The 26,144-nt window shown below is 74.3% G+C and carries 24 protein-coding genes; 14 read left to right on the plus strand and 10 right to left on the minus strand.

Annotation, left to right across the window (positions count from 1 at the left end):
- Positions 1-65: 65 nt before the first annotated feature.
- The 3 genes from HNR08_RS09250 to HNR08_RS09260 all read left to right on the plus strand — a co-directional run bounded on the left by HNR08_RS09250 (position 66) and on the right by HNR08_RS09260 (position 2,827).
- Positions 66-1,148: an ABC transporter permease gene (locus HNR08_RS09250; RefSeq protein ID WP_146833285.1), complete on the plus strand. Its 1,083-nt coding sequence runs from the start codon at positions 66-68 to the stop codon at positions 1,146-1,148.
- 11 nt (positions 1,149-1,159) lie between these two features.
- The gene (locus tag HNR08_RS09255) at positions 1,160-1,873 is read left to right on the plus strand and encodes an ABC transporter ATP-binding protein (protein ID WP_146833282.1); all 714 of its coding nucleotides are present in this window, start codon (positions 1,160-1,162) and stop codon (positions 1,871-1,873) included.
- 84 nt (positions 1,874-1,957) lie between these two features.
- Positions 1,958-2,827: an AraC family transcriptional regulator gene (locus HNR08_RS09260; protein ID WP_146833279.1), complete on the plus strand. Its 870-nt coding sequence runs from the start codon at positions 1,958-1,960 to the stop codon at positions 2,825-2,827.
- A 10-nt stretch (positions 2,828-2,837) separates the two neighbouring features.
- Here HNR08_RS09260 and HNR08_RS09265 read toward each other — a convergent pair whose 3' ends face one another.
- Positions 2,838-4,373 (minus strand): SDR family oxidoreductase, encoded by a 1,536-nt coding sequence (locus HNR08_RS09265; RefSeq protein WP_246802907.1) that lies wholly within the window; start codon positions 4,371-4,373, stop codon positions 2,838-2,840.
- Positions 4,374-4,479: 106 nt separating this feature from the next.
- Positions 4,480-4,869: an HNH endonuclease gene (locus tag HNR08_RS09270; RefSeq protein ID WP_246802906.1), complete on the minus strand. Its 390-nt coding sequence runs from the start codon at positions 4,867-4,869 to the stop codon at positions 4,480-4,482.
- 99 nt (positions 4,870-4,968) lie between these two features.
- Here HNR08_RS09270 and HNR08_RS22660 point away from each other — a divergent pair, with 99 nt between their 5' ends.
- From HNR08_RS22660 to HNR08_RS09300, 6 genes are all read left to right on the plus strand, one after another.
- A complete protein-coding gene (locus tag HNR08_RS22660; protein ID WP_146833274.1) occupies positions 4,969-5,916 on the plus strand; it encodes a cold-shock protein in 948 nt (315 codons plus the stop codon).
- A 137-nt stretch (positions 5,917-6,053) separates the two neighbouring features.
- Positions 6,054-6,668: a M15 family metallopeptidase gene (locus HNR08_RS09280; RefSeq protein ID WP_146833273.1), complete on the plus strand. Its 615-nt coding sequence runs from the start codon at positions 6,054-6,056 to the stop codon at positions 6,666-6,668.
- Positions 6,669-6,856: 188 nt separating this feature from the next.
- A complete protein-coding gene (dnaK, locus tag HNR08_RS09285) occupies positions 6,857-8,716 on the plus strand; it encodes a molecular chaperone DnaK (protein WP_146833270.1) in 1,860 nt (619 codons plus the stop codon).
- Positions 8,713-9,345, plus strand: a complete 633-nt coding sequence (gene grpE, locus HNR08_RS09290) for a nucleotide exchange factor GrpE (protein ID WP_146833267.1) — start codon at positions 8,713-8,715, stop codon at positions 9,343-9,345. Before dnaK ends, grpE begins: the two co-directional genes overlap by 4 nt.
- Positions 9,346-9,424: 79 nt before the next feature.
- Positions 9,425-10,435: a DnaJ C-terminal domain-containing protein gene (locus HNR08_RS22330; RefSeq protein ID WP_146833264.1), complete on the plus strand. Its 1,011-nt coding sequence runs from the start codon at positions 9,425-9,427 to the stop codon at positions 10,433-10,435.
- A gap of 23 nt (positions 10,436-10,458) precedes the next feature.
- Entirely contained in the window at positions 10,459-10,905 is a 447-nt protein-coding gene (locus tag HNR08_RS09300) for a heat shock protein transcriptional repressor HspR (RefSeq protein ID WP_146833372.1), read from the plus strand.
- 25 nt (positions 10,906-10,930) lie between these two features.
- On the opposite strand, the gene HNR08_RS09305 is transcribed toward HNR08_RS09300, so the two are convergent.
- The 5 genes from HNR08_RS09305 to HNR08_RS09325 are packed head-to-tail and all read right to left on the minus strand — an operon-like array spanning position 10,931 to position 16,232.
- The gene (locus tag HNR08_RS09305; protein ID WP_146833261.1) at positions 10,931-11,746 is read right to left on the minus strand and encodes an ABC transporter ATP-binding protein; all 816 of its coding nucleotides are present in this window, start codon (positions 11,744-11,746) and stop codon (positions 10,931-10,933) included.
- Between the two features lie 13 nt (positions 11,747-11,759).
- Entirely contained in the window at positions 11,760-12,647 is an 888-nt protein-coding gene (locus tag HNR08_RS09310; protein WP_146833257.1) for an ABC transporter permease, read from the minus strand.
- A gap of 23 nt (positions 12,648-12,670) precedes the next feature.
- A complete protein-coding gene (locus HNR08_RS09315) occupies positions 12,671-13,642 on the minus strand; it encodes an ABC transporter substrate-binding protein (protein WP_146833254.1) in 972 nt (323 codons plus the stop codon).
- Between the two features lie 50 nt (positions 13,643-13,692).
- Complete coding sequence (gene atzF / locus HNR08_RS09320; RefSeq protein ID WP_146833251.1) at positions 13,693-15,498, minus strand: allophanate hydrolase; 1,806 nt, start codon at positions 15,496-15,498, stop codon at positions 13,693-13,695.
- Complete coding sequence (locus HNR08_RS09325; protein ID WP_146833248.1) at positions 15,495-16,232, minus strand: GntR family transcriptional regulator; 738 nt, start codon at positions 16,230-16,232, stop codon at positions 15,495-15,497. The genes atzF and HNR08_RS09325 overlap by 4 nt, the downstream gene beginning before the upstream one ends.
- 210 nt (positions 16,233-16,442) lie before the next feature.
- On the opposite strand from HNR08_RS09325, the gene HNR08_RS09330 reads away from it, so the two are divergent.
- Positions 16,443-18,335 (plus strand): threonine/serine exporter family protein, encoded by a 1,893-nt coding sequence (locus HNR08_RS09330; RefSeq protein WP_146833244.1) that lies wholly within the window; start codon positions 16,443-16,445, stop codon positions 18,333-18,335.
- A 43-nt stretch (positions 18,336-18,378) separates the two neighbouring features.
- Here HNR08_RS09330 and HNR08_RS09335 read toward each other — a convergent pair whose 3' ends face one another.
- Together HNR08_RS09335 and HNR08_RS09340 are read right to left on the minus strand one after the other, a co-directional pair.
- Positions 18,379-18,729 carry an ArsR/SmtB family transcription factor gene (locus HNR08_RS09335; protein WP_146833241.1) on the minus strand — a complete coding sequence of 117 codons (351 nt, stop codon included), beginning with the start codon at positions 18,727-18,729 and terminating at the stop codon, positions 18,379-18,381.
- Positions 18,726-19,982: an MFS transporter gene (locus HNR08_RS09340; RefSeq protein WP_146833238.1), complete on the minus strand. Its 1,257-nt coding sequence runs from the start codon at positions 19,980-19,982 to the stop codon at positions 18,726-18,728. The genes HNR08_RS09335 and HNR08_RS09340 overlap by 4 nt, the downstream gene beginning before the upstream one ends.
- Before the next feature lie 479 nt (positions 19,983-20,461).
- Between HNR08_RS09340 and nrdH the strand changes: the two genes are divergently transcribed.
- From nrdH to nrdF, 4 genes are all read left to right on the plus strand, one after another.
- A complete protein-coding gene (gene nrdH / locus HNR08_RS09345) occupies positions 20,462-20,707 on the plus strand; it encodes a glutaredoxin-like protein NrdH (RefSeq protein ID WP_146833236.1) in 246 nt (81 codons plus the stop codon).
- A gap of 81 nt (positions 20,708-20,788) precedes the next feature.
- Positions 20,789-21,205, plus strand: coding sequence for a class Ib ribonucleoside-diphosphate reductase assembly flavoprotein NrdI (gene nrdI / locus HNR08_RS09350; RefSeq protein WP_146833233.1), 417 nt, complete (start codon positions 20,789-20,791; stop codon positions 21,203-21,205).
- 35 nt (positions 21,206-21,240) lie between these two features.
- Positions 21,241-23,346 (plus strand): class 1b ribonucleoside-diphosphate reductase subunit alpha, encoded by a 2,106-nt coding sequence (gene nrdE / locus HNR08_RS09355; protein ID WP_210737326.1) that lies wholly within the window; start codon positions 21,241-21,243, stop codon positions 23,344-23,346.
- A 40-nt stretch (positions 23,347-23,386) separates the two neighbouring features.
- Positions 23,387-24,361, plus strand: coding sequence for a class 1b ribonucleoside-diphosphate reductase subunit beta (gene nrdF / locus HNR08_RS09360; protein ID WP_146833227.1), 975 nt, complete (start codon positions 23,387-23,389; stop codon positions 24,359-24,361).
- A gap of 66 nt (positions 24,362-24,427) precedes the next feature.
- Here the strand turns inward: nrdF and HNR08_RS09365 are convergent, their stop codons facing one another.
- The gene (locus HNR08_RS09365; protein WP_146833225.1) at positions 24,428-26,137 is read right to left on the minus strand and encodes a GMC oxidoreductase; all 1,710 of its coding nucleotides are present in this window, start codon (positions 26,135-26,137) and stop codon (positions 24,428-24,430) included.
- Positions 26,138-26,144: the final 7 nt, after the last annotated feature.

Consider the following 26,144-nt stretch of genomic DNA (forward strand, 5'->3'; position numbering starts at 1 on the left):
GATCCGCGCCGCCGCGCGGCCGCGGACCGTGGAACCCGTCCCCACCCCGAACCCCAGGAGGTCCCGTGTACGTCGCGCTGCGCGACCTGCGGCACGCCCGCGGCCGCTTCGCCCTCATCGGCACCGTCGTCGTCCTCGTCGCCATGCTCGTCACGTTCCTGTCCTCGCTCACCGCCGGCCTCGCCCGGGCCTCGGTCTCCGCCCTGACCGACCTGCCCGCGGACCACCTGGCGTTCGGCACTGCGGCGCCGGGGGACGCGCCCGACCTCACGTCCTCGCGCGTCACCCGGGACCAGTGGGAGGCGTGGGCGGCGGAGCCCGGCGTGCTGGACGCCCAGCCGCTCGGCGTCGCGACCACGCGGGCGACCTCCGGTGCCACCACCGTCGCCGTCACCGCGCTCGGCGTGCCCCCGGGCTCGGACCTGGCGCCCGGCGGCGGGCCGGACGACGGACAGGTCGTGCTCACCGAGCGCGGCGCCGAGGAGCTCGGCCTCGCGGCGGGCGACGCGCTGACCCTCGGGGGGACCGACCTGACGGTCGACCGCGTGGTCGCCGACGACGCCCAGCTCGCGCACACGCCGGTCGCCTGGGCCTCCCTGGCCGACTGGCAGGCGATCGGTGCCCGCGGCGGATCCGGTGACGGCCCGAGCGCGACGGTCGTCGCCCTGCGGACCGACGAGCACGCCGACCTGGCCGCCGCCGACGCGGCGACCGGCACCACCACCGTCACGCGGGACGCTGCCCGCAGCGCCGTCTCCTCCTTCACCGCCGAGAACCTGTCGCTCACCACCATGCAGGCGTTCCTCGTGGTGATCTCCGCGCTGGTCGTCGGGGCGTTCTTCACCGTCTGGACGATCAGCCGCCAGGGTGACGTCGCCGTGCTCAAGGCGCTCGGCGCGTCGACCGGCCTCCTGCTGCGGGACGCGCTCGGCCAGGCCGCGATCGTCCTGGCCGGCGCCGTCGCGGTCGGCGTCGCGCTGGCCGCGGTCGCCGGCACGGCGCTCGCCGGGGTCGTGCCGGTGGCCGTGTCGTCCGCCACGACCCTCGTCCCCGGCGCGCTGCTCGTGGCGTCCGGCCTCGTCGGGGCGGCCGCCGCGGTCGCCCGGATCACCCGCACCGACCCGCACGCGGCCCTGGCCGCCCGCTGAACGGAGAACCCGTGGACCTGCACCTCGACCACGTCGGCCTCGTCTACCCCGACGGCGCCGGCACGCTCACCGCCGTCGACGACGTCACCCTCACGGTGCCCGCGGGCACCACCACCGCCCTGCTCGGGCCGTCCGGCGCCGGGAAGTCCAGCCTGCTCGCCGTCGCTGCGGGGCTGACCCGCCCCACGTCCGGCCACGTCGCGCTCGACGACGAGATCGTCCTCACGCCGACGACGTCGCGGGCCGCCGCCACCCGGCTGCGCCTGGACCGCATCGGGATCGTGTTCCAGTCGCCGCAGCTGATCGCGTCGCTCACGGCGCTGGAGCAGCTCGAGCTCCACGCGCACCTGCGCGGGGAGCGCCCGTCGAGCCTGCGCGGCGCGGCCCTGTCCCTGCTGGACGCCGTCGGCCTCGCCGACGTCGCGCACCGGCGCCCCGCGCAGCTCTCCGGCGGCCAGCGGCAGCGGGTCGCGATCGCCCGGGCCCTCGTCGGGCGCCCCGACGTGCTGCTCGTCGACGAGCCGACCTCGGCCCTCGACCACGAGCGCGGCACCCGGGTGGTCGAGCTGATCACCGGGCTCGCGCGCGAGCTCGGCGCCGCGACGCTCCTGGTCTCGCACGACGCGTCCACCCTGGGGTCGGTCGACGCGACGACGCGGATGCTCGACGGGCGGGCGGAGCGCGCCGGGGTGCCGGCCGGCGCGCGCCAGGCGGGGCGCGCGTAGCCCGGCCGATCGCACCGGGCACGGATGATCGGGTGCGACGTCCCGACCCGGCGGCAGGGTGGTCGTCGGAAGGGAGCAGCACCCGTGATCGACTGGCTCAACCGGCTCGTGGACGTCGTGGAGGAGCGCCTCACCGACGACCTCGACGTCGCCCGTCTCGCCGCCTCGCTCGGGACGTCCGAGTACCACCTGCGCCGCATGTTCTCCTCGCTGGCGGGCATGCCGCTGTCGGAGTACGTCCGCCGCCGGCGGATGACCGTGGCCGCGGCGGACGTCGTCGCGGGGTCCGGGGACCTGCTCGACGTCGCGGTGCGCTACGGGTACGGCTCGACCGAGGCGTTCGGGCGGGCGTTCCGCGCGGTGCACGGCGTCGGACCGGGGCGGGCCCGGCGCGACGGCGGCCCCTTCCGCAGCCAGCCCACCCTCAGGTTCCGCCTGACCGTCGAAGGAGCACACCCCATGGACGTCCGCCTCGCCGACCGGCCCGCGTTCCGCCTCGCCGGGCACGCCGCGCGCGTGCCGCTCGTGCACGAGGGGGTCAACCCCGCGATCCAGCAGCACGTCGCCGCGCTGGAGCCGCAGGAGCACCTGCGGCTCCGGGCGCTCGGCGACACGGAGCCCCGCGGGCTGCTCGCCGTGAGCGCCGACCTCGACCCCGACCGCCGCGAGGGCTCCGAGCTCACCTACCTGCACGGCGTGGCCGTCTCGGAGGCCGTCGAGGTCCCCGGCGACCTCGACGTGATCGACGTCGCGGCGGGGTCCTGGGCGGTCTTCCGCGCGGCGGGGCCCTACCCGGAGGAGCTGCAGCGGCTGTGGGCCGCGACGGCGACGGAGTGGTTCCCGTCGAACCCGTGGCGGCTGCGCCCGGCGCCCGAGGTGGTCGCCGTGCTCGAGCGCGCCGAGGACTTCAGCACCGCCACCGTCGAGCTCTGGCTGCCGGTCGAGCCCGCCTGAGCCCGCGGGCTCACCACTGCGAGCGCGCGTAGTCCTTGAGGAAGCAGCCGTACAGGTCCTCGCCCGCCTCGCCCCGGACGATGGGGTCGTACACCCGCGCGGCCCCGTCGACCAGGTCGAGCGGCGCGTGGAAGCCCTCCTCCGCGAGCCGGATCTTGGTGGTGTGCGGGCGTTCGTCGGTGATCCAGCCGGTGTCGACGGCGGTCATGAGGATGCCGTCGGTGAGCATCTCGGCGGCGCTCGTGCGGGTCAGCATGTTGAGCGCGGCCTTGCTCATGTTCGTGTGCGGGTGGCCGGGGCCCTTGTAGCCGCGCGCGAACACGCCCTCCATCGCGGAGACGTTGACGATGTACGTCCGCCGGGCGGGCGACGCCGCGAGGGCGGGCCGCAGCCGGCTGATCAGGAGGAACGGCGCCGTCTGGTTGCAGAGCTGCACCTCGAGCAGCTCCATCGGGTCGACCTCGTCGACCGTCGCGACCCAGCTGTTCGTCGTGGTGGTGTCGGGGATCAGCCCGCCGGCGTCGATCGACGTGCCGGCGACGAGCCGCTCCAGGCTCGCGGCCTCGGCGGTCAGCGACTGCGCGACCAGGTCGTCGGCGGCGGCGCGGGCGGCCCGCTCGATCGCCAGGGCGGGGCTGGTCAGGTCGCTCACGGACCCGGCGAGCGCGCGCGGGTGCGCGTCGCTGGTGTGCCCGAACGTCGTGATCATGCGGGCGGCCTCGGCGGGCAGCGGGGCGTCCTCGGCCTGCGCGATCCGCGTGTACGCCCCCGGCTGCCGGCGGACGGTCTGCGCGGCGTTGTTGATGAGGATGTCCAACGGTCCCTGGGCGGCGACGTGGTCGGCCAGCGACACCACCTGCGCCGGGTCGCGCAGGTCGATCCCGACGACGTGCAGCCGGTGCAGCCAGTCCGCGGCGTCGTCCATGGCGCTGAACCGGCGGACGGCGTCCTTGGGGAACCGGGTCGTGATCGTCAGGTCCGCGCCGTCCCGCAGCAGCCGCAGCGCGATGTACATGCCGATCTTCGCGCGCCCGCCGGTCAGCAGCGCCCGCCGCCCGGTCAGGTCCGTGCGGGCGTCGCGCTTGGCGTGGTGCAGCGCCGCGCAGGACGGGCACAGCTGGTGGTAGAAGGCGTCGACGACCGTGTAGTCCTCCTTGCAGACGTAGCACGGCCGCGGGCGGAGCAGGGTGCCGGCGGTCGCGCCCGTCGCGGCGGAGGTCAGGGCCAGGCCGCGGGTCTCGTCGTCGATCCGGCCCGGGCTGCCCGTCGCGGTGGCGGCGACCACGGCGGCGTCGGCCTCGGCGATCGCGCGGCGCTTCTCGGTGCGCCGGTGCTTCTTGGCGGCCTTGAACATCGCGGACGCGGCGCGGCGGGCGGCGGCGTGCTGCGGGTGCGTCTGCGGGAGGGCGGCGACCTGGTCGGCGACGCGCAGGAACGTGGCGAGCTCGGCGGGGTCGACGCCGGGGGGCACCTCGGTGGGGCCGAGGTTTGTGCCGTCGGGGGCCTCGCCCGGGTGCTGCGCGGGCGTGGTCGTCTGCGCGCTCATGCGCCGTCCGTCCTGGGAGGGGAGAGGGCGCCGCGGTCGCGCGGGGCCCGGAGAATCGTACGCGCCGGGGCCCGGGAGGCCCACGGTGCGCCCGGTCACACGCGCGTCAGGCCGGGTCGAGCGGGTCGGCCGGGCGCAGGTCGCGCAGGATCGTCGCGTGCCGGACCAGGAACGCCCGCTCGTCGAGCTTCTTGCGCCGGAGCCAGCCGGTGACCTCGTCGTTGTGCTTGCTGGCGTTGCAGGAGGCGCACGCCGGCACCACGTTCTCCAGCGTGTACCGGCCGCCCCGCGAGATCGCGAGGACGCAGTCGCGCTGGAGCGCGGGGGCCTCCGCGCCGCAGTAGGCGCACCCGCCCCAGGCCGTGAGGAGCGACTCCCACTCGGCCGGGGTCAGGTCGTTGTCCGCGAGCGCGACCCGGCGGGCGCGGCGCTTCGCGTACCGGGCGCGGGTGGCCGGCGAGGCCGTGGCGGAGGAGACCTTGCGGCGACGGACCACGGGCCGACCGTACCGCCCCGTGACCCGGCGGCGTTCGTGCGCCGCGACCGCGTCGGGGACACTGGGGGCAGCATCCGCCGTCATCACGAGGAGTCCACCGTGCCCCAGGGAACCGTCCGCTGGTTCGACGCCGAGCGGGGGTTCGGCTTCCTCGCCCTCGGCGACGACGCCGAGGACCTGTTCGTCCACGCGTCCGAGATCGTCGGCCAGGACGGGACGAGGTCGCTCCGCGAGGGGCAGGCCGTCGAGTTCGAGGTCGGCGAGGGCGACCGCGGCCCGCAGGCCCGCCGCGTCCGGGTCACGGGCGACGTCGCCGCGGACGCCGCGCTCGGCGTGCTCGGCACCGTCAACTGGTACGAGCCGGCCAAGGGGTACGGGTTCCTCACCCCCGACAGCGGCGACGGCGAGATCTTCGTGCACAGCTCGGCCGTCGTGGGCGGCGGCGTGCTGACCGACGGGCAGCGCGTCGCGTTCCTGGTCGTCGAGGGCGAGAAGGGTCCGCAGGCCGACCACGTCCTGCCGCTGGCAGCCGACGCCGGCGCGCCCCGCGGGATCGCGCGGAACGACGGGGCCGACGGCACCGTGACCTGGTACGACGCGGCCAAGGGCTTCGGCTTCGTCACCCCCGACTCCGGGGACCAGGACGTCTTCGTGCACGCCCGGGCCCTGCACGGGGACCTGACCGAGCTGGCCGAGGGCGACCGCGTGACCTACCGCCTCTCCGAGGGCGAGAAGGGCCTGCAGGCCCAGGGCGTGCGGCTGGTCGGCGGCCCGGCGCACCGCGGCGGGCGCGGCGGGCCGGACCGCCGCGGCCCCGGTGGTGCGTCGGCGTCCCGCGCCCCCGTGCGCGGCGGGCAGGGTGTGGTCGCGCGCTTCGGCGCGGACCGCGGCTTCGGCTTCATCACCCCCGACGACGGCGGCCCGGACCTGTTCGTGCACGTGTCGGTCGTGCGCGACGGCGAGGCGCTGTACGAGGGCGACCGGGTGCGGTACCAGGTGCGCCAGAGCGACCGCGGGCCGCAGGCCGACCGGGTCGACCTGGTCTGAGCCCGGCGTGCGCTGAGGGCTCCTGCCGCCCCACCTGAGGGTGCGCGCGCCCCCACCCTTCGGCGGACCCTGCCCCCGACCCGGACCGGCCCGGGGTCCGACGCGGCCCTCCCGGCCCGCTTCCTAGCGTCGACGGCATGACCTCGACGCCCCCGACCAGCGCCCCGTCCCGACCGTCCCGACCGTCCCGGCCGGCCCGGAGGGCTCCCCTCGCCGGCGCCCCGGTGCGGGCGGGCGTCCTCGCGGTCGTGGTCGCGGCCGTCGTCGTCGCGGTGCTGCTGGCGGCCGCGCATCTGCGGGGTGACGGCGGGGGCACCTCGCAGAACGGCTGGCCGGAGGTCACGTCCGGGCGGGACTCCCGCCTCGTCGCGATCCCGTGGGTGACGGGCCCGGTGCTGGCCGGCGACGTCGCGGTCGTCCTGGCCCACGTGGCCGAGCGGTTCGACGCCGAGGTCGAGCCCGTGGACGTCGCGAGCTCCTGGGGCTGGGCGCGCCGGCCGGTCCGGGGCGGCGCGGACCTCTCGAACCACGCGTCCGGCACGGCGATCGACCTGAACGCCCCGGCGCACCCGCTCGGCGCGACCGGCACGTTCACGGACGAGCAGGTCGCGGCGATCCGGGCGATCCTCGAGGACGTCGCGCCCGCCGTGCGCTGGGGCGGGGACTACCCCGACCGCCCGGACGAGATGCACTTCGAGATCGTCGCGGGTCCTGCCGCGGTGGCCGGGGTCGCGGCGCGCCTGGAGCGGTGAGCGTCCGCCGGCCCCGGGAATGCCGGGCGCGCGCCCGAGGTTGAGCCTGGTGGACTCAAGTTCAGCGCCCCCGAGTTGCCAGCACGGCACCGGCGTCGCAGACTTGAGCGCAGCAGGCTCAAGGCGCGACGACCGCCCCCGCCCGGGGGCCCGCGCCGGACCACGCAGCACGACGAAGGAGCACAGACATGGCACGAGCAGTCGGCATCGACCTGGGCACCACGAACTCCGTGGTCGCCGTCCTCGAGGGCGGGGAGCCCACCGTCATCGCCAACGCGGAGGGCTCGCGGACGACCCCCTCGGTCGTCGCGTTCTCCAAGACGGGTGAGGTCCTCGTCGGCGAGGTGGCGAAGCGCCAGGCCGTCACCAACGTCGACCGCACCATCTCCTCGGTCAAGCGCCACATGGGCACGGACTGGGAGGTGGAGATCGACGACAAGAAGTACACCGCGCAGGAGATCAGCGCCCGCGTGCTCGGCAAGCTCAAGCGCGACGCCGAGGAGTACCTGGGCGAGCCCGTCACCGACGCGGTCATCACCGTCCCGGCCTACTTCAACGACGCCGAGCGGCAGGCGACCAAGGACGCCGGCCAGATCGCCGGCCTCAACGTCCTGCGCATCGTCAACGAGCCGACCGCGGCGGCCCTGGCCTACGGCCTGGAGAAGGGCAAGGAGGACGAGCTGATCCTCGTCTTCGACCTCGGCGGCGGCACGTTCGACGTCTCCCTGCTCGAGGTGGGCAAGGACGACGACTTCTCGACCATCGAGGTCCGCGCGACCTCCGGCGACAACCGCCTCGGCGGCGACGACTGGGACAACCGGATCGTCGAGTGGCTGGTCGGCCAGGTGAAGAACGGCACGGGCGTCGACCTGTCGAAGGACAAGATCGCCGTGCAGCGCCTCCGCGAGGCGGCCGAGCAGGCGAAGAAGGAGCTGTCGTCCGCGACCAGCACCAACATCAGCCTGCAGTACCTCTCGATGAGCGAGAACGGCCCGATCCACCTGGACGAGAAGCTCACCCGGGCGCAGTTCCAGCAGATGACGGCCGACCTGCTCGAGCGGACCAAGGCGCCGTTCCACGCGGTGATCCGCGACGCCGGCATCAAGGTCGCCGACATCGACCACATCGTGCTGGTGGGCGGCTCGACCCGCATGCCCGCGGTGGCCGACGTGGTGCGCGAGCTCACCGGCGGCAAGGAGCCCAACAAGGGCGTCAACCCGGACGAGGTCGTGGCCGTGGGTGCCGCGCTGCAGGCCGGCGTCATCAAGGGCGACCGCAAGGACGTCCTGCTGATCGACGTGACCCCGCTGTCCCTCGGCATCGAGACCAAGGGCGGAGTGATGACCAAGCTCATCGAGCGCAACACGGCCATCCCGACCAAGCGCAGCGAGATCTTCTCGACGGCCGAGGACAACCAGCCGTCCGTGCTGATCCAGGTGTTCCAGGGCGAGCGCGAGTTCGCGCGGGACAACAAGCCGCTGGGCACCTTCGAGCTGACCGGCATCGCGCCGGCCCCGCGCGGCGTCCCGCAGATCGAGGTCACCTTCGACATCGACGCGAACGGCATCGTGCACGTGTCCGCCAAGGACCGCGGCACGGGCAAGGAGCAGTCGATGACGATCTCCGGCGGCTCCGGCCTGCCGAAGGACGAGATCGACCGCATGGTCAAGGAGGCCGAGGCGCACGCCGCCGAGGACAAGAAGCGTCGCGAGGAGGCGGAGACCCGCAACTCCGCCGAGCAGCTCGTGTACTCCACGGAGAAGCTGCTGACCGACAACGACGACAAGCTGTCCGACGACGTCAAGACCGAGGTCCGCAGAAGCGTCGACGACCTGAAGAAGGCCCTCGAGGGCGACGACCTGGCCGAGGTCACCGCGAAGCAGACCGCCCTGGTCACCGCGTCGCAGAAGATCGGCGAGGCGCTGTACTCGGCGAACCAGCAGGCGCCCGCGGGCGACCAGCCGGCCGCCGACGCCGGGACCGCCGACGCCGCGGACGACGACGTGGTGGACGCCGAGATCGTCGACGACGAGGGTGAGAAGAAGTGACGGACGACCCGACCCGCCAGGGCCGCCCGGACCCGGACGAGGAGGCGCCCCGCGTGACGGACAAGCGCCGCATCGACCCGGAGACCGGCCGGCTGCGCGAGCCGACGCCCGAGGAGGCCGTGCTGGCCGAGGCCGAGCAGGCCGCGACCGCCGCCGAGGAGACCGTGATGCTCGAGGGCCTCGTCGAGGCCCAGAAGCTGGCGGCCGAGCGCCTGGACGAGCTCCAGCGCCGCAACGCCGACTACTTCAACCTCGAGCAGCAGTACTCGGCGTACGTGAAGCGGTCGAAGGCCGAGGCGCTGACGGCCCGGGACCTGGGCGTCGCGTCGGTCGCCGAGGCGCTGATCAGCGTCCTCGACGACATCGAGCTGGCCCGCCAGCACGGCGATCTGGTCGGCCCGTTCGCGTCGATCGCCGAGAAGCTGGAGGCCACGCTGTCCCGGTTCGGCATCGAGCGGTACGGCGCGGCCGGCGAGGCGTTCGACCCGACCGTGCACGAGGCCCTCATGCACGGCCACGCGGCCGACGTGACGGAGCCGACGGTGCAGCAGGTGCTGCAGCCCGGCTACCGGATGGGCGAGCGGATCATCCGCGCCGCCCGGGTGGCGGTCGTCGACCCGGAGGCGTGACGGGCACGATGAGGACCCGGCCGCGCGGCACCGCGCGGCCGGGTCCCGCCCGTGGGACGAGTGAACGAGAGGAGGCGTCGTGAGCGGTCAGGACTGGCTCGAGAAGGACTTCTACGCCGTGCTCGGCGTCCCCAAGGACGCGGACGCGGCGGCGATCAAGAAGGCGTACCGCAAGCTCGCCCGGACGATGCACCCCGACCACAACCCGGGGGACGCGGTCGCCGAGGCGAAGTTCAAGGAGGTCGGCGAGGCGTACGCCGTGCTGTCCGACCCCGAGCAGCGCCAGCAGTACGACCAGCTCCGGGCGATGGCCGGCGGCGCGCGGTTCCGCGCGGGCGCGGGCGGCGCCGGGGGCGCGGGCGGCGCGAACGGCGGGTTCGAGGACCTGTTCGGCGGCGTGTTCGGCGGCGGCGCGGGTGGCACGCGGGTGCGGTTCCCGCAGGGCGCCGGTGCCCCGGGCGGCGGCGCGGGCGGCGGGTTCGAGGACCTGCTGGGCGGGCTGTTCGGCGGTGGCGGCGGCTTCGGCCAGCCCCGCGGCGGCCGGCGTGGCGCGGACCTCGCCGCGGTCACGACGCTGCCGTTCCGGCAGGCCGTCGAGGGCTCGACCGTGGCGCTCGGCGTGGAGGGGCGGACCGTCAAGGCCCGCATCCCGGCCGGCGTGAAGGACGGGCAGAAGATCCGGCTGCGCGGCAAGGGCCGCCCCGGGGAGAACGGCGCGCCGGCGGGCGACCTCGAGGTCACCGTCCGGGTCACGCCGCACCCGGTGTTCACCCTCGACGGCACCAACCTGCGGGTGACGCTGCCGGTCGCGTTCGACGAGGCGGCGCTCGGCGCGGAGGTGCCGGTGCCGACGCTCGACGGCGGTCAGGTCCGGCTGAAGATCCCGGCCGGCACCCCGTCGGGCCGCACGCTGCGGGTCAAGGGCCGGGGCGTCACGACGTCCGCCGGCACCGGCGACCTGCTGGTGACCGTCCAGGTGGTCGTGCCGCAGCGGCTCAGCGGCGCGGCGAAGGAGGCCGTGCAGGCGTTCGGCATCGCGACGTCCGGCGAGGACCCGCGGGCCGACCTGCTCGCACGCGCCAAGGAGTGACCGCCCAGGAGGAGGTGGTGGTGATGGCGTCCCCGGACGCGCAGATCTACGTGATCTCGGTCGCCGCCGAGCTCGCGGGGATGCACCCGCAGACGCTGCGGCAGTACGACCGCCTCGGGCTGGTGCAGCCGGGGCGGACCCGCGGCCGCGGGCGGCGGTACTCGCTGCGGGACATCGCCACGCTGCGCGAGGTGCAGCGGCTCTCCCAGGAGGAGGGCGTCAACCTCGCCGGCATCAAGCGGATCCTGGAGCTGGAGTCCGAGGTGGAGCGGCTGCGCCGGCAGGTCGAGCACCTGCGGGCGTACACCGAGCCCGGGCGCCGCGTGTTCACGGCGCACCCCTCCGGCGACGTGGTCGCGATGGGCCTGGGCCAGCGGCGCCGCCGGACGCCGGCGGACGCCACCTACCAGGCCGGGACGACCGCCGGCGCTCCCGGCGCGATCGTGCTGTGGCGGCCGGGCGCGCGCTGACCCCGCGCCGCGGCCGCCGCCGGCGTCACGCCGCCGGAGCCGCCACCTCCTCGTGCACGAGCGCCGCGATCCGCCGCTTGAGCGCGTTGAACTCCGCGGAGGTCACGTCGCGCTCGCCGGTCAGGCCGATCGGGACGATCTCCTTCACGTGCCCGGGCACGCCGTGCGACGCGCCCCCGGCCATCACGACCACCCGGTCCGCGAGGAAGACCGCCTCCTCGATCGAGTGCGTCACGAACAGCACGGTCGTGCCGGTGTCGCGGTGGATCCGGGACAGCTCCGCCTGCAGGGACGACCGGGTGAGGGCGTCGAGCGCCCCGAACGGCTCGTCCATCAGCAGCAGCGACGGGTCGTTGGCCAGCACCCGGGCGATGGCGACGCGCTGCTGCATGCCGCCGGAGAGCTCCTGCGGGTACTTGTCCGCGAACCGGGTCAGGCCGACCGCCTCGAGGAACCGGTCGGTGCGCTCGGCGACCAGCGGGCCCTGGAGCCGCGCCTGCCGCGGGCCGTACGCGATGTTCTCCCGGACGGACAGCCACGGGAACAGCCCGTAGTCCTGGAACACGACGCCGCGCTCGGGGTCGGGCCCGGTGACCGGGGACCCCGCGACGGTGACCGTGCCGGAGGTCGCGCCCTCGAAGCCGGCGAGGATCCGCAGCAGGGTGCTCTTGCCGCAGCCGGAGGCGCCCACGACGCAGACGAACTCCCCGGCGGGGACGTCGAGGTCGACGTCGGCCATCGCCACGACGCTGCCGCCGGAGCGGGTCGGGTACTGCTTGCCGAGGCCGGCGACGCGCACGTCGGCGGGCTGGCGGGGGCGGACGGAGCCGATGCGGGGCATGGTGCTCCCCCTCTCAGGTCAGGGTCGGGCGCCCGCGGGTCGCGAGCGTGAGGAGGCCGGTGAGCAGGCGGTCGGCGACGAAGCCGCACAGGCCGATGACGACCATGCCGGCGACGATGAGGTCGGTCTTCGACTGGTCCCGGGCCTGGGTGATCATGGCGCCGAGGCCGGTGTTGATCCCGACGGTCTCGCCCACCACGAGGATCACCCAGGACAGGCCGAGCGCGACGCGCAGGCCGCTCGCGATGGACCGCATCGAGGCGGGCAGCACGACCTTGTAGAGCACCTGCGCCGGCCTCGTGCCGAGCATCGCCGCCGCCTCCAGCAGCCGCACGGGCACCTGCCGGACCCCGGAGATCGTGTTGAGCAGCACCGGGAAGAACGCGGCGAGGAACACCAGGAAGATCGCCGACGCGTCCCCGTAGCCGATGATCAGCAGGGTCAGCGGGGCCCACGCGGTGACGGGGATCGGCCGGGCGAGGTTCACGGTCGGCTCGAGCATCCGGAACACCGGGTCGAACCGGCCCATCACCACGCCGAGCGGGACGGCCAGGGCCACCGCGAGGGCGAACCCGGCGAGCACACGCTGCGTCGACGCCCACAGGTGGGCGAGCAGGGTGCCGCTGAACGCGTCGTCCACGATGCCGCCGGCGGCCAGGTCCACCAGCCGGCGCCCGACCTCCAGCGGCGTGGGCAGGAAGCCCATCTGGATACCGAACGGCAGCTCCCACGCCTGCTGCACGCCGAGCGTCCACAGGACGAGGACGAGGGCCGGCACGGGCAGGGCGAGCAGGAGCGGTCCGGGGCGGGGCCGCCGCCGGGCGGGGCGGGCGGCGACGGGGGTCGCGGGTGCCGCGACCCGGGCGGTGGCCGCCGCGGGGGCGGCCTGCGTGCTGGTCATGTCGTCTCCCTCGCGGGTGGGGATCAGGCGTCGGTGACGTCGACGAACGTCGTGTCGAGCAGCGTCTCGACGTCCACCTCGCCGTCGATCTGCTTCAGGGCGGCCATCTGCTCGACCAGCGCGGCCACCTGGGCGGCGTACTCGTCGTCGATCTCCCAGCGCGGCCAGATGTTCTGCACCGCGGTGTCGACGACGGCCTGGTCGATGCCGAACTCCGCGACCACGCCGTCCGCCCACGCCTGCGGGTCGGCGGCCATCTGCTCGGTCGCCCGGACGTGCGTGTCCACGACCTGCTGCACGAGCTCCGGGTCCTCCTCGATCAGGGCGCCGGTCGTGTAGAGGCCGATGTTCACGCGCCCGACCGGGGTCTCGTACGGGGACGCGACCTCGACGGCGCCGGCCTGCAGGGCGGTCGACGGGCCGAGCTCGGCGCTGGCGAACGCGTCGATCCGCCCGGCCGCCAGGGCACCGGCCATGTCGGAGAACGGCAGGTTCACCAGCTCCAGGTCGGCGTCCGCGTCCATGCCCGCGGCCTCGAGCGTGAGGCGCAGCAGGATCTCCTGGGACGACCCCTGCGGGTAGCCGACCGTGAGGCCCGCCAGCGACTCCACGCCGTCCAGGCCCTCGCGGCCGATGATGCCGGAGCCGCCGTCGGCCGCCGCGGCGACCACCACGACGTCCTGACCCGCCGCGGCGCCCGAGACCGCGGACGGCACGCCGGCGACGCCGAAGTCGATGTTGCCGCTGACGACGGCGTTCTTGATGTCGGGGGAGGTGTCGAACTGCACGACCTCGAACTCGACGCCCTCCGGCGCGAGGCCCTCGTAGAGGAACGGGGCGTACAGGTGCGGCTGGCCCTTGAGGGTGCCGACCGTCACGACGGTGGGGCCGTCGCCGTCGGAGGCCGCGGCGCCCGCGGAGTCGGGGCTGCAGGCGGCCAGGCCGGCGACGAGCAGGACGGCGGACGCGGTGACGAGGGGGCGGCTGAGGCGCACGGGGGTCTCTTCTCTGTGGCGGAGGGGGTGGGACGACAGGAGGAGCGGGATCAGGCGAGGCCGGCGGCGAGCGCGGCCCGCCACCCGCCGAGGGCGGTCACGTCGGGGGCGGCGCCGGCGGCGGCCGCGCCGGGCTGGCCGAGGAAGCCGACGACCTCCCGGCCGTCGTCGAGCCGCAGCCGGCCCAGGCCGAGCGGCGCGCCGACGGTCAGGAGCAGCCGGCCGAGGGCGTCGGGCGTGAGCAGCCACTCCTCGCCGTCCAGGGCGCCGCCGGTGCCGGGCGGCACGGCGTGGACGAGGGGCCGGGCGGGGGCGCCGGGGGTCCCGGGCGCGCCGGCGGCGCCGGGCAGCGCGAGCATCCGGTAGTCCGGCGCGGTGCGGACCGGGCCGACCCAGCGGGCGCCGAGGGCCAGGAGGTCGGGGTGCAGCGGCTGGCCGCGCAGGTGGGCGCCGAGCACGACGACCGGGACGCCGCCGGGGGCGTACGGCGCGGCCGGCGGGGCGTCCGCGGCGGGCAGCGGGCGCCAGGTCGCGTCGTCGCCGCGGCCGTCGAGCTCGAGCAGGGCCGCGAGGTCGAGCGCCACCTGGTCGTCGAACGCCCGGGTCAGCACGGTGACCCCGGCCTCGCCGGCGCCGGTCGGCCCGAGCGGCATGGCGACCCCGGCGAGGTCGAACAGGTTGACGAAGTTCGTGAACACCCCGAGCCGGGCGGTCGTGCCCAGGGGGTCGGCCGCGACCTCCGTCAGCGTCGGGTGCCCGGGTGCGGTGGGGACCAGCAGGGCGTCGCAGCCCTCGATCGCGGCGAGCGCGACGGCGCGGAGCCGGGCGACCTCGTCGCGGGCGTGCAGGTACTCGGCGGCGGTGACCCGCCCGGCGTCCGCCGCGATCCGGGCCACCGACGGGTCGGCGCCCTCGGGGTGCGCCGCGAGGAACGGCCCGTACGCGGCGTACCGCTCGGCGACCAGGCCGCCGTCGTAGAGCAGCCGCGCCGCCGCGAGGAACGGCGTGAGGTCGACGACCCGCGTGGTGGCGCCGGCCTGCACCAGCCGGGCCACCGCGGCGGCGAACCGGGCGCGGGTCCCGGGGTCGACGACGTCGAGGTCGGCATCACGCGGCACGGCCACGACCGGCGCGGGCGGGGCGGCCAGCCGGACGCCGGCGGGCCAGGTCCGCGACGCGGGGTCCAGCGCGCTCGGCGCGGTCATCACGCCGAGCGCGCGGCGAGCGAGGTCCAGGTCACGCGCGAGGACGGTCACGCAGTCGTAGGACGCGCACGCCGGCACGACGCCGTCCTTCGGGACCAGGCCCAGGGTCGGCTTGATCCCCACGACCCGGTTGAACGCCGCGGGCACCCGGCCCGAGCCGGCCGTGTCGGTGCCGAGCGCGAGGTCGGCGATCCCCAGCGCCACGGCGACGGCCGACCCGGAGGACGAGCCGCCGGACACCCGGTCGCGGGCGACCGCGCTGGCCACGGCGCCGTAGGGGCTGCGGCTGCCGGTCAGCCCGGTGGCGAGCTGGTCGAGGTTCGTCTTGCCGAGCACCACGGCGCCCGCGGCGCGCAGCAGGTCGACGACCGTCGCGGACCGCTCGGCCACGGCCTGCCGCGCCGGGTGGGCGGCGGTGGTCGGCAGCCCGGCGACGTCGATGTTGTCCTTCACCGCGAGCACGAGGCCCGCCAGCGGGAGGTCAGCGCCGGCCGCGACCCGGGCGTCGACCGCGCGGGCCTCGGCCTCGACGTCGGCGCGGGGGCGGACCAGCGTCCAGACGTCGGGGCGGGCGGCGGCGGCCAGCCGGTCGAACGCGCGGCCGACCCGGTCGAGGGCGGTGCCGCTCCGGGCGGTGGTCGTGGCGGTCATCGCTGCTCCTCGCGGCTCATCATCAGGGTCATCTCCAGGGCCGCCGCGGCGCGCTCCATCACGACCTCCCGGGACGCGCCGACGTGGGCGCGCAGCGCCTCCAGCGCCTGCGGGAGCCGGTCGCGGACGACGAGCTCCGCGATGCCGATGTGCTCGTCGATCGTGGCCGCCATGCGGTCCTCGGTCAGGTAGTCGTACATGCGCACCGAGCGGATCCGGCGGTTCGCCTGCGCCAGCGCCTGGGTGAGCGCGGGGTTCCCGGAGGCGTCCAGCAGCGTGGCGTGGAACCGCTCGTCCTGGCTGACGAACCCCGCGTCCGGCGCGGGGGTGTCGTCCCGGAACCCGTACCAGCGGTCGAGCTCCGCCTCGAGCCGCGCGCGGTCGTGGTGCACCGTCGGGTCCTCGAGCGCGCGGGTCAGGCCGCGCAGCTCCAGGGTGATCCGCAGCTCGTACAGGTCGGTGAGCTCGGCGAAGCTCGGCACGTACAGGTGCAGGCCGCCCGCGCGCTTCACGACGATGCCGTCGGCCTGCAGCCGGGCCAGCGCCTCGCGGACCGGGGTGCGGGAGACGCCGTGCCGCTCGGCCAGGCGCTCCTCGGTCAGCCGCTCGAACGGCGAGACCCGCCCGCTCATCAGCTCGTCGCGGATCGTCAGGTAGACGCGCTCGCGGCGGGAGGGGCCGGGTCCGTCCGGCGCGGCCGGTGCCGGCGACCCCGGGACGACGTCTGTGCTCATGTCTGTATACAGAACCGGATCCATGTTTCTCCGGGTGACGCCGCATGTTGCGGGGGCGTGACGATCCGGCGGGGCCTCGACAGCTGCTCTCCGCGCCCGCGCGCGCGAGGCCGCGGGTCGTCCGGAGGCCCGGCGCGGGCGACCCGGGGCGGGCTACCGTGGCGTCCGTGCGGCCGCGCCGGTCGCGCACCGGACGAGGGACGGGGCCCCATGCGACGGACCGGCACGGCGGGCGCGCTCGCGCTGCTCGTCGCCGTCGGGCTGGGCTGGCTGCTCGCGGGACCGGCCGTCGCGGCGGCCGGCGACCCGGGTGCCGGGGCCGGCGCAGCCGCGGCCGTCGAGTCGCCCGCACCGGCGGTCACGTCGTCCGCGACCGCGGTGCCGCCCGCACCGACGCCGACCCCGAGCGTCTCGCCGGCGCCGCCCGGCCCCACCACGGGGCCCACGGACGAACCGGCGCCCGCGCCCGGCCCCACGTCGACCGCTCCCGCGCCGACGCCCACGCCGACCACCGGGGGCGCCGGCGCGGACGAGCCGGACGACGACGCCGGCGCGACCCGTCGCCCCGCGTCGCCGCCCGCCGTGACGTCCAGCCCGGTGCCCTGGGGGCAGCTGATCGCGGCGCTCGCGGTCGTCGTGGCCGGGGCCGTCGCCGTCGTCGTGCTCGCCGCACGCCGGGCCCGGGCGGTCGCGGCCGCGGACCCCGGGCCCGTGGCCGCCGACGGACCGGCCGGACCCCCCGCGCCGCCCGCGCCGCCGGAGGAGGTGCTGCGGCTCATGGTCACCTCCGGCGAGGCGATGATCGACGCCGGGCACACCGTGTCCTCCGTCGCGGAGACCCTGGACGACATCGCCGCGGCGCACGGCATCCCCGGCGCCGAGACCGTCGTGCTGCCGACCGCGCTGCTGGTGTCCGTCCCGCAGGGCCAGGCGGTCGCGACCGCCGCCGTCACGACCGGCCGCCGGCCCCTGGACCTGTACCAGGTGGACGACCTCGCCGACGTGCTCCGCGACGCCACCGTCCCCGGCTCCGGGGTCGCCCCCGCGGCGCTCGCGGAGCGGGTCGCGGCCGTGCGCGACGAGCCCCGCCCGTTCGGTCCGCTCGCCCGGCTCGCCGGGTACCTGCTGCTGTCGGTCGGGCTCGCGGCGCTGCTCGGCGGGTCCTGGGTGGACCTGCTGGTCGCCGGGGCGCTCGGGGTCGCCGTCGGCGCCGTGCAGATCGCCGTGCCCCCGCTGTCCAGCGGCGTCCAGGTGGCGTTGACCGTCGCGGTGGCGTTCGGCGTGGCGCTCGCGGTGCTGCTGCTCGCGCGCGGCGTGCCGCACCTCGGCGTGCTGCCGTCGGTGATCGCCCCGCTCGCGCTGTTCCTGCCGGGCGGTCTGCTGACCACGGGCGTGCTCGAGCTCGCCGCGGGCCAGATGCTCTCCGGCGCCGGCCGGCTCGCCGCCGGGACCATGCAGCTCGCCCTGCTGGCCGGCGGCATCGTCGGCGCGGCCGTGCTGGTCGGCGTGCCCGAGCTGGACCTGTCCGCCTCCGACCAGCCGCTCGGCCCGGTGGCGCCCTGGGTGGGCGTCGTCCTGTTCGGCGTCGGCACCATGGCGTTCCGGTGCGGCCGGCCGCGGACCACCGGCTGGGTCGTGCTCGTGCTGCTGGTCGCCTACGGGGCGCAGGTGGTCGGCGGGGCGTTCTTCGGCGGCGAGCTCTCGGCGTTCGTGGGTGCCCTCGCGATGACGCCCGTGGCCCTGGTCGTGGCCCGGTTCCCGTCCGGGCCGTCGCCGCTGGTGTCGTTCCTGCCGGCGTTCTGGATGCTGGTCCCCGGGGCGCTCGGCCTCGTCGGGGTGGCGACCCTGCTGGACGGCGGCGCGGGCGGCATCTCCACGCTCGTGTCCACCGCGTCGACCATGCTCGGGATCGCCCTGGGGGTGCTGCTCGGGCTCGCCGCCAGCCGGGCGCTGCCGGGCCTGCCGCACCGCCGCGGCGCGGACGGGCTGCCGGGGACGGCGGTCGTGGGCTGGCGGGCCCGGGTGTCGGAGCCGGCGGTGGCGAGCGCGGACGTGTCCGCGGACCCGCGCCCGGACCCGCCCGCGGACACCCCCCGGATCTGACGGCGCGCCCCTCCGTCCGCGCCGCGTCCGGCTGCGCGCGCGGTCAGCGATGGTGCGGCGGGGTCGCGTACAGGACGTGCTCCGTGTGGTGCAGCACGTTGGTCACGAGGGCCGCGACGTGCTCGTCCGGCTGGCCGTAGTACATCGTCGTGCCGTCCCGGCGGGCCGTGACCAGGCGTCCGGCCCGGAGCTTCGCCAGGTGCTGGGACACCGCCGGCCCGGGACGGTCGAGCGCGGCCGCGATCGCGGTCACCGACATCTCGGTGCCGTCGAGCATCGCGAGGATCGCGAGCCGGGTCCGGTCGGCGAGCAGCCGCAGCACCTCGACGGCGTGGTCGAGGTCGGCGTCCGGCGGAGCGGTGCGCTGCTGCTGCGGGGTGGCCACGAGGGTCATGATCGCACCCGCTCCGCCGCGGGCACCGGCGCCGGCCGGGGCCACAGCGCCGCCGCGGCGACCGTGGCGCCCCCGGCGACGGCCGCGAGCAGCACCGCGGTGCCGCCGAGGCCGACGGCGCCCGCGCCGCCCAGCCACCCGGCCAGCGGGTACGTGACCAGCCAGCACGCGTGCGACAGGGAGAACTGCCCCGCGAACGCGGCGGCCAGGTCGGGACCCGGCACGCTGCGCCGCACGATCCGCCCCACGGGCGTCTCCACCGCGGACCAGCCCACGCCGACGAGCACCCAGAGCGTCCCGACCGCGACCAGCCCGGCGGTGCCCGGCCCGCGCAGCGCGAGCGGCACGAGCGCGGTCGCGCCGGCGAGCAGCGCCGCGCCGCCCAGCATGACCCGGCGCTCCGGGACGCGGCGCAGCACCCGCGGCAGCAGGAACGCCGCGGTCATCGAGCCGGCGCCGTTCGCCGCGAGCAGCACCGCGACGGTCCCCTCCCCGCCGCCGAACGTGCCGCGGACGACCACGACCGTCTGCACCAGCACGTACGCGCCGGCGGCGGCCACCGCGAGGTTGAGCGCGAGCACCGGGCGCAGCGCCGGGGTGCGGACCAGCAGCGCCGCCCCCCGCCGGGCGCGCGCGCCGAACGGCTGCTCCGGCGCGTCGTCGTCGCCGGGGCCGGACCCGCCCCGCGGCGGCAGGACGGTGGTCAGCACCAGCGCGGCCGACGCCGCGAACCCGGCGGCCGTCCCGCCGAACAGCGCGGCCGAGGGCACGACGAGCAGCAGCGCGGCCGCGAGCACGGGGGACAGCACCGCCTCCAGGTCGTAGGCGAGCCGGGACAGCGACAGGGCGGCGGTGTAGTCGTCCTCGTCGGGCAGGACGTCGGGCACCACGGACTGGAACGTCGGCGTGAACGTGGCCGAGGCGGCCTGCAGCACGAACACCAGCACGTACACCTGCCACACCTCGCCGACGAACGGCAGGCCGAGCGCCACCACCAGCCGCAGCAGGTCCGCGCCGACCAGCACGTGCCGCCGGGGGAGCCGGGCCACCGCGGCGGCGGCGAGGGGTGCGACGAGCACGTAGGCGACCATCTTGACCGCCAGCGCCGTGCCGAGGACCGCCCCGGCGTCGGCGCCCGCGAGGTCGTAGGCGAGCAGGCCGAGCGCGACGGTGGCGAGGCCGGTCCCGGCGAGGGCGACGACCTGCGCGACGAACAGCCGGCGGTACACGGGGTGGGCGAGGGCGCGGAGCACGGCCTCAGTGTGTGCGTATCTGCGCGACTACGCAAGTATGCACCGCGGCTCGACACGCCGGGCCCGCGCGACACGCCGGACGTGCATCACCCCGCCGCCGGGGCGGGTGAAACGTCCGTCCACATGTGCGTCCGCATGTGGGTGGATCTGGGGACGCCTGTGGACGGCTGTGGACGACGCCGCAGGCCGCGCAGGTGCGCCCGCACGCGGGTCGCGTGTCAGTGGTCGGTCGTAGCCTGTGGATGAAGTCGGACAGCGGGGCGTCATGCACAGCCTGTGGAGAACGACACACGTGTAACACCAGCCCTTGTGGTCCCTTGCCGGACGCACCACTAGGTGTAGTGTTCTGACTCGCCGCTCGGAGCGGGGCCCGGACGCCGGGCGACCAGCCCGGGACGGCCGCAGAGCAGCAGCACCAGCAGTGCGGGGCGGGCGCGGGGGCGCACGTACCAGCTTGGCCTTCACACCGGGGAGACACGATGACCATCACCGTCTACAGCAAGCCGTCGTGCGTCCAGTGCAACGCGACCTACCGCGCCCTGGACAAGGCCGGCCTGCAGTACGAGGTCGTCGACATCACCGAGGACGCCGACGCGCGCGACTACGTCATGTCGCTCGGCCACCTGCAGGCCCCGGTCGTCGTGGCGGACGGCCACCACTGGTCCGGCTACCGCCCCGACCAGATCAAGGCGATCGCCGACCGCGCCGCGGTCTCCGTCGCCTGACCCGGCCGACGGCCGCCCGCTGACCCGGGCGGCCCGGCCGCACGGCACCACGATCCGACCGGGGCGAGGGGGGATCGAGCGATGAGCTCACTGGTCTACTTCTCCAGCGTCTCGGAGAACACCCGCCGGTTCGTCGAGAAGCTCGACATCGACGCGACGCGCATCCCGCTCCGCCCGACGGAGCCGTTCCTGCACGTGCAGGACCCCTACGTGCTGGTGGTCCCCACGTACGGCGGCGGCAACGAGGGCGGCGCGGTGCCGCGTCAGGTCGTGAAGTTCCTCAACGACCAGGCCAACCGCTCCCTGATCCGCGGCGTCATCGCGGCGGGGAACACCAACTTCGGCGCGCACTACTGCATGGCCGGAGACATCATCGCCGCGAAGTGCCAGGTCCCGTACCTGTACGCCTTCGAGCTCATGGGAACGACCGAGGACGTCACTCGCGTCCGAGAGGGATGGGGACGATTTTGGCAGCGACAGTCACGGATGCCGGCCTGACGGACGGCACGCAGGTCGTCACCATCACGCCCGAGATGGACTACCACTCGCTGAACGCGATGCTGAACCTGTACGGGCGCGACGGTGAGATCCAGTTCGACAAGGACCGGGAGGCGGCGCGGCAGTACTTCCTGCAGCACGTCAACCAGAACACCGTCTTCTTCCACGACCTCGAGGAGAAGCTCGACTACCTGGTCGAGAAGAAGTACTACGAGCCCGAGGTCCTCGCGAAGTACGACCGCGAGTTCATCAAGCGGCTGTTCAAGCACGCCTACTCGAAGAAGTTCCGGTTCCAGACCTTCCTCGGCGCCTTCAAGTACTACACCTCGTACACGCTGAAGACGTTCGACGGGAAGCGGTACCTGGAGCGTTTCGAGGACCGCGTGGCGATGGTGTCGCTCGCGCTGGCCGAGGGCGACGAGACCTTCGCGCTGCAGCTCGTCGACGAGATCGTGTCCGGCCGGTTCCAGCCGGCGACCCCGACGTTCCTCAACCTCGGCAAGGCGCAGCGCGGCGAGCCCGTGTCCTGCTTCCTGCTGCGCATCGAGGACAACATGGAGTCCATCGCGCGCGGCATCAACTCCGCCCTGCAGCTGTCCAAGCGCGGGGGCGGCGTGGCCCTGCTCCTGTCGAACATCCGCGAGCACGGCGCCCCGATCAAGCACATCGAGAACCAGTCGTCCGGCGTCATCCCCGTGATGAAGCTGCTCGAGGACTCCTTCTCGTACGCGAACCAGCTGGGTGCCCGCCAGGGCGCCGGTGCGGTGTACCTGCACGCGCACCACCCGGACATCATGCGGTTCCTCGACACCAAGCGGGAGAACGCGGACGAGAAGATCCGCATCAAGACCCTGTCGCTGGGCGTCGTCATCCCCGACATCACGTTCGAGCTCGCGAAGAACAACGAGGAGATGTACCTCTTCTCCCCGTACGACGTCGAGCGCGTCTACGGCGTGCCGTTCGCGGACGTCAACGTGACCGAGAAGTACCGCGAGATGGTCGACGACGGCCGGATCCGCAAGCAGAAGATCAAGGCCCGCGACTTCTTCCAGACGCTCGCCGAGCTGCAGTTCGAGTCCGGCTACCCGTACATCCTGTTCGAGGACACGGCCAACAAGGCCAACCCGATCAAGGGCAAGATCACCCACTCGAACCTGTGCTCGGAGATCCTGCAGGTCTCGACGCCCTCGACCTTCAACGAGGACCTGTCGTACGACCACGTCGGCCGCGACATCTCCTGCAACCTCGGCTCGATGAACATCGCCCTCGCGATGGACTCGCCGGACTTCGGCCGCTCGGTCGAGACCGCGATCCGCGCGCTCACCGCCGTGTCCGACCAGACCGACATCGAGTCCGTGCCGTCCGTGAAGCGGGCGAACCGCGGCGGCCACGCCATCGGCCTCGGGCAGATGAACCTGCACGGGTACCTGGCGCGCGAGCGGATCTTCTACGGGTCCGAGGAGGGCCTGGACTTCACGAACATCTACTTCTACACGGTGGCGTACCACGCGATCCGCGCGTCGAACCTGCTCGCGCAGGAGCGGGGCCAGGCCTTCGCCGGCTTCGAGGACTCGAAGTACGCGACCGGGGAGTACTTCGAGAAGTACATCGAGCGCACCTGGGAGCCGCGGACCGCCCGCGTCCGCGAGCTGTTCGCGACCGCCGGCGTGCACATCCCCACCCAGGACGACTGGCGGGCGCTGGCCGAGTCCGTGCGCGAGCACGGCCTCTACAACCAGAACCTCCAGGCCGTGCCGCCCACCGGGTCCATCTCGTACATCAACAACTCGACCTCCTCGATCCACCCGATCGCGTCGAAGATCGAGATCCGCAAGGAGGGCAAGATCGGCCGGGTCTACTACCCCGCGCCGTTCATGACCAACGAGAACCTGGAGTACTACCAGGACGCGTACGAGATCGGCTACGAGAAGATCATCGACACGTACGCCGAGGCCACGCAGCACGTGGACCAGGGCCTGTCGCTGACGCTGTTCTTCAAGGACACCGCCACCACCCGCGACATCAACAAGGCGCAGATCTACGCCTGGCGCAAGGGGATCAAGACGATCTACTACATCCGCCTGCGCCAGATGGCCCTCGAGGGCACGGAGGTCGAGGGGTGCGTCTCCTGCATGCTGTGACAGTGGGACGTGGGCAGTTCGAGACGATGAGGAAGCAGTGATGGCGGAGAAGCTCAAGCTGGTCGACCGCGTGCAGGCGATCAACTGGAACCGGGTCGAGGACGAGAAGGACGTCGAGGTCTGGGACCGGCTGACGGGCAACTTCTGGCTGCCCGAGAAGGTCCCGGTGTCCAACGACATCCAGTCCTGGGCGACGCTCACCGAGACCGAGAAGACGATGACCACCCGCGTCTTCACGGGCCTCACGCTGCTCGACACCATCCAGGGCACCGTCGGCGCCGTCAGCCTCATCCCCGACGCGCTGACCCCGCACGAGGAGGCGGTGTACACCAACATCGCGTTCATGGAGTCGGTGCACGCGAAGAGCTACTCGTCGATCTTCTCGACGCTGATCTCGACGCCCGAGATCGACGAGGCGTTCCGCTGGTCGGAGGAGAACCCGAACCTGCAGCGCAAGGCCGAGATCGTCCTGAACTACTACCGGGGCGACGAGCCGCTGAAGCGCAAGGTCGCCTCGACCATGCTCGAGTCCTTCCTGTTCTACTCCGGCTTCTACGCGCCGATGTACTGGTCCTCGCGGGCCAAGCTCACCAACACGGCCGACCTCATCCGCCTGATCATCCGGGACGAGGCCGTGCACGGGTACTACATCGGCTACAAGTTCCAGAAGGGGCTGGAGAGGCTCACCGAGGCGGAGCGCCAGGACCTCAAGGACTACACCTTCGAGCTGCTCTTCGAGCTCTACGACAACGAGGTGGAGTACACCCAGGACCTGTACGACCCCCTGGGCCTCACCGAGGACGTCAAGAAGTTCCTCCGGTACAACGCCAACAAGGCCCTGATGAACCTGGGCTACGAGGCGCTGTTCCCGCGCGACGAGACCGACGTCAACCCGGCGATCCTGTCCGCGCTGTCCCCGAACGCCGACGAGAACCACGACTTCTTCTCCGGGTCGGGCTCGTCGTACGTCATCGGCAAGGCCGTGAACACCGAGGACGAGGACTGGGACTTCTGATCCCCGCCTGACGCGCACCGACGACGACGCCCCGCCGAGCAGCCGCTCGGCGGGGTGTCCGTCAGCTCAGGCCGCGACCGTCTCCGCCACCTCGGTCGCCCGCGTCAGCCCGCCGTCGGGGTGCTGCTCGGCGACGAAGGCGCTCGCCCGCGCCGCGAGCGCCATGATCGTGAGCGCGGGACCGACGGTGCTGCTGCTGACGAACGACGACGCGTCCGGCACGAACACGTTCGGCGCGTCCCACAGCTGGTTGACGCCGTTCATCACGGAGGTGGCCGGGTCGGTGCCCATCCGCGCGCCGCCGCACTCGTGGATCGCCGCGCCGAGCACGATCGACATCTTGATGCCCTGCTTGAAGATGAGCCGCTGCAGCGGGGTGAAGTCCGGCCACACCTTGTCGGACTCCAGGCCCGCGGCCGACCCGATGAAGTTGACCCGGTAGCCGGCCTCGTCGGCCATCTGCTTCAGCGCGGTCATCGTGCGCTTCAGCAGCACCCGGTCGTTCTCGCCCATGCTGAGGTCGATGTGCGGGATCGGCACGCCCCAGCGGTCCCTGCGGTGGCGGTTGAGCCGCACGGAGTTGTCGTACCGGGCGAGCATCTCGCCGGCGCCGCCCAGCCCGAACGCCGCGGGGTGCCCGTCGGGGACGGGGAACCGGCCGCCGAGGCCCTGGAACGAGATGCCGCGCAGGAACCCGTCCTCCGGCTCGGCGCCCAGGTTCTCGTAACGGGGGATGAGGATGCCGCCCGGGGTGCCGTAGAACGGGTCGGCCGGCAGGTTGTCGGCGGGGTCCCACTGCCCGGCGTGCCTCGGCGAGTCGAAGAACCCGATGCTCATGGTCTGGTCCATGAAGTACCGCCCGAGCAGGCCCGACGAGTTCCCGAGGCCCTCGGGGTGCCGCGCCGACCCGGAGTTCAGCAGCAGCCGGATCGACTCGATGGTGGACCCGCAGACCAGCACGGCGTCGGCGAACACCCGGTGCTCCCGCCGCGTGGTCCGGTCGACGAACACCGCACCCGTGGCCAGGCCCGTGCGGTCGTCGGTGGTGATCCGGCTGACCACCGCCTCGGTGCGCACCGTCAGCCGACCGGTGCGCCGCGCGGCCGCGATGCCGGGGGGCACCCGGTCCGGGAACGGCGCCTGCACCCGCCAGGAGATGACCTTCCGCTCGGGCCAGCGCGCCTCGACCTTCTCCTTGAAGTCGCGCTCGACGCGGGTGAGGAAGCCGGGTCCGGCGTAGCGACCGTCCGGCGGGTGCACCAGGCCGTCCGCGTCGCCGTAGACCCCGACGGCCTCCTCGACCCGGTCGTACCAAGGCTCGAGGTCGGCGTAGCCGAGCGGCCAGTCGGTGCCGTACCCGTCCCGCGACGCGGCCCGGAAGTCGACGTCGGACATGCGCTGCAGCACGCGGCCGTAGCTGTTCATCCGGCCGCCGAGCAGCTTGCTGCGCACCCACAGGTAGGGGTGCGTGAGCGGGGTCGAGTACGGGTCCTCCCAGTCGTTCACCAGGAAACGGTTGGACGACTCGCTGAAGTAGGGACGGCGCGCCTGGGTGAACTGGCCGGAAGCCATCGCGCGGGCGCGCGCCACGAGGTCCATGCCCATGGCGGCCGGCTTCTTGCGGGCGGGCGGGACGAAGTCCTCCTCGCGCAGCTCCCGGCCCGCCTCCAGGAGCAGGACGTCGAGGCCGCGCTCGGTGAGCTCGGCGGCGGCGGTGCTGCCGGCGGGGCCGGAGCCGATGACGAGGGCGTCGAAGGTGCGGTCGGTGTGGGCCATGCGTCTG

It is taken from the genome of Cellulomonas hominis, assembly GCF_014201095.1.
Taxonomy (GTDB): domain Bacteria; phylum Actinomycetota; class Actinomycetes; order Actinomycetales; family Cellulomonadaceae; genus Cellulomonas; species Cellulomonas hominis.

Bases quoted from the DNA above. Each gene is read 5' to 3' on its own strand.
- HNR08_RS09265 (WP_246802907.1), bottom strand. From the start codon at position 4,373: ATGAGCGCGCAGACGACCACGCCCGCGCAGCACCCGGGCGAGGCCCCC.
- HNR08_RS09280 (WP_146833273.1), top strand. From the start codon at position 6,054: ATGACCTCGACGCCCCCGACCAGCGCCCCGTCCCGACCGTCCCGACCG.
- dnaK (WP_146833270.1), top strand. From the start codon at position 6,857: ATGGCACGAGCAGTCGGCATCGACCTGGGCACCACGAACTCCGTGGTC.
- HNR08_RS09300 (WP_146833372.1), top strand. From the start codon at position 10,459: ATGGCGTCCCCGGACGCGCAGATCTACGTGATCTCGGTCGCCGCCGAG.
- HNR08_RS09305 (WP_146833261.1), bottom strand. From the start codon at position 11,746: ATGCCCCGCATCGGCTCCGTCCGCCCCCGCCAGCCCGCCGACGTGCGC.
- HNR08_RS09310 (WP_146833257.1), bottom strand. From the start codon at position 12,647: ATGACCAGCACGCAGGCCGCCCCCGCGGCGGCCACCGCCCGGGTCGCG.
- atzF (WP_146833251.1), bottom strand. From the start codon at position 15,498: ATGACCGCCACGACCACCGCCCGGAGCGGCACCGCCCTCGACCGGGTC.
- HNR08_RS09325 (WP_146833248.1), bottom strand. From the start codon at position 16,232: ATGAGCACAGACGTCGTCCCGGGGTCGCCGGCACCGGCCGCGCCGGAC.
- HNR08_RS09330 (WP_146833244.1), top strand. From the start codon at position 16,443: ATGCGACGGACCGGCACGGCGGGCGCGCTCGCGCTGCTCGTCGCCGTC.
- HNR08_RS09335 (WP_146833241.1), bottom strand. From the start codon at position 18,729: ATGACCCTCGTGGCCACCCCGCAGCAGCAGCGCACCGCTCCGCCGGAC.
- nrdH (WP_146833236.1), top strand. From the start codon at position 20,462: ATGACCATCACCGTCTACAGCAAGCCGTCGTGCGTCCAGTGCAACGCG.
- nrdI (WP_146833233.1), top strand. From the start codon at position 20,789: ATGAGCTCACTGGTCTACTTCTCCAGCGTCTCGGAGAACACCCGCCGG.
- nrdE (WP_210737326.1), top strand. From the start codon at position 21,241: ATGGACTACCACTCGCTGAACGCGATGCTGAACCTGTACGGGCGCGAC.
- nrdF (WP_146833227.1), top strand. From the start codon at position 23,387: ATGGCGGAGAAGCTCAAGCTGGTCGACCGCGTGCAGGCGATCAACTGG.
- HNR08_RS09365 (WP_146833225.1), bottom strand. From the start codon at position 26,137: ATGGCCCACACCGACCGCACCTTCGACGCCCTCGTCATCGGCTCCGGC.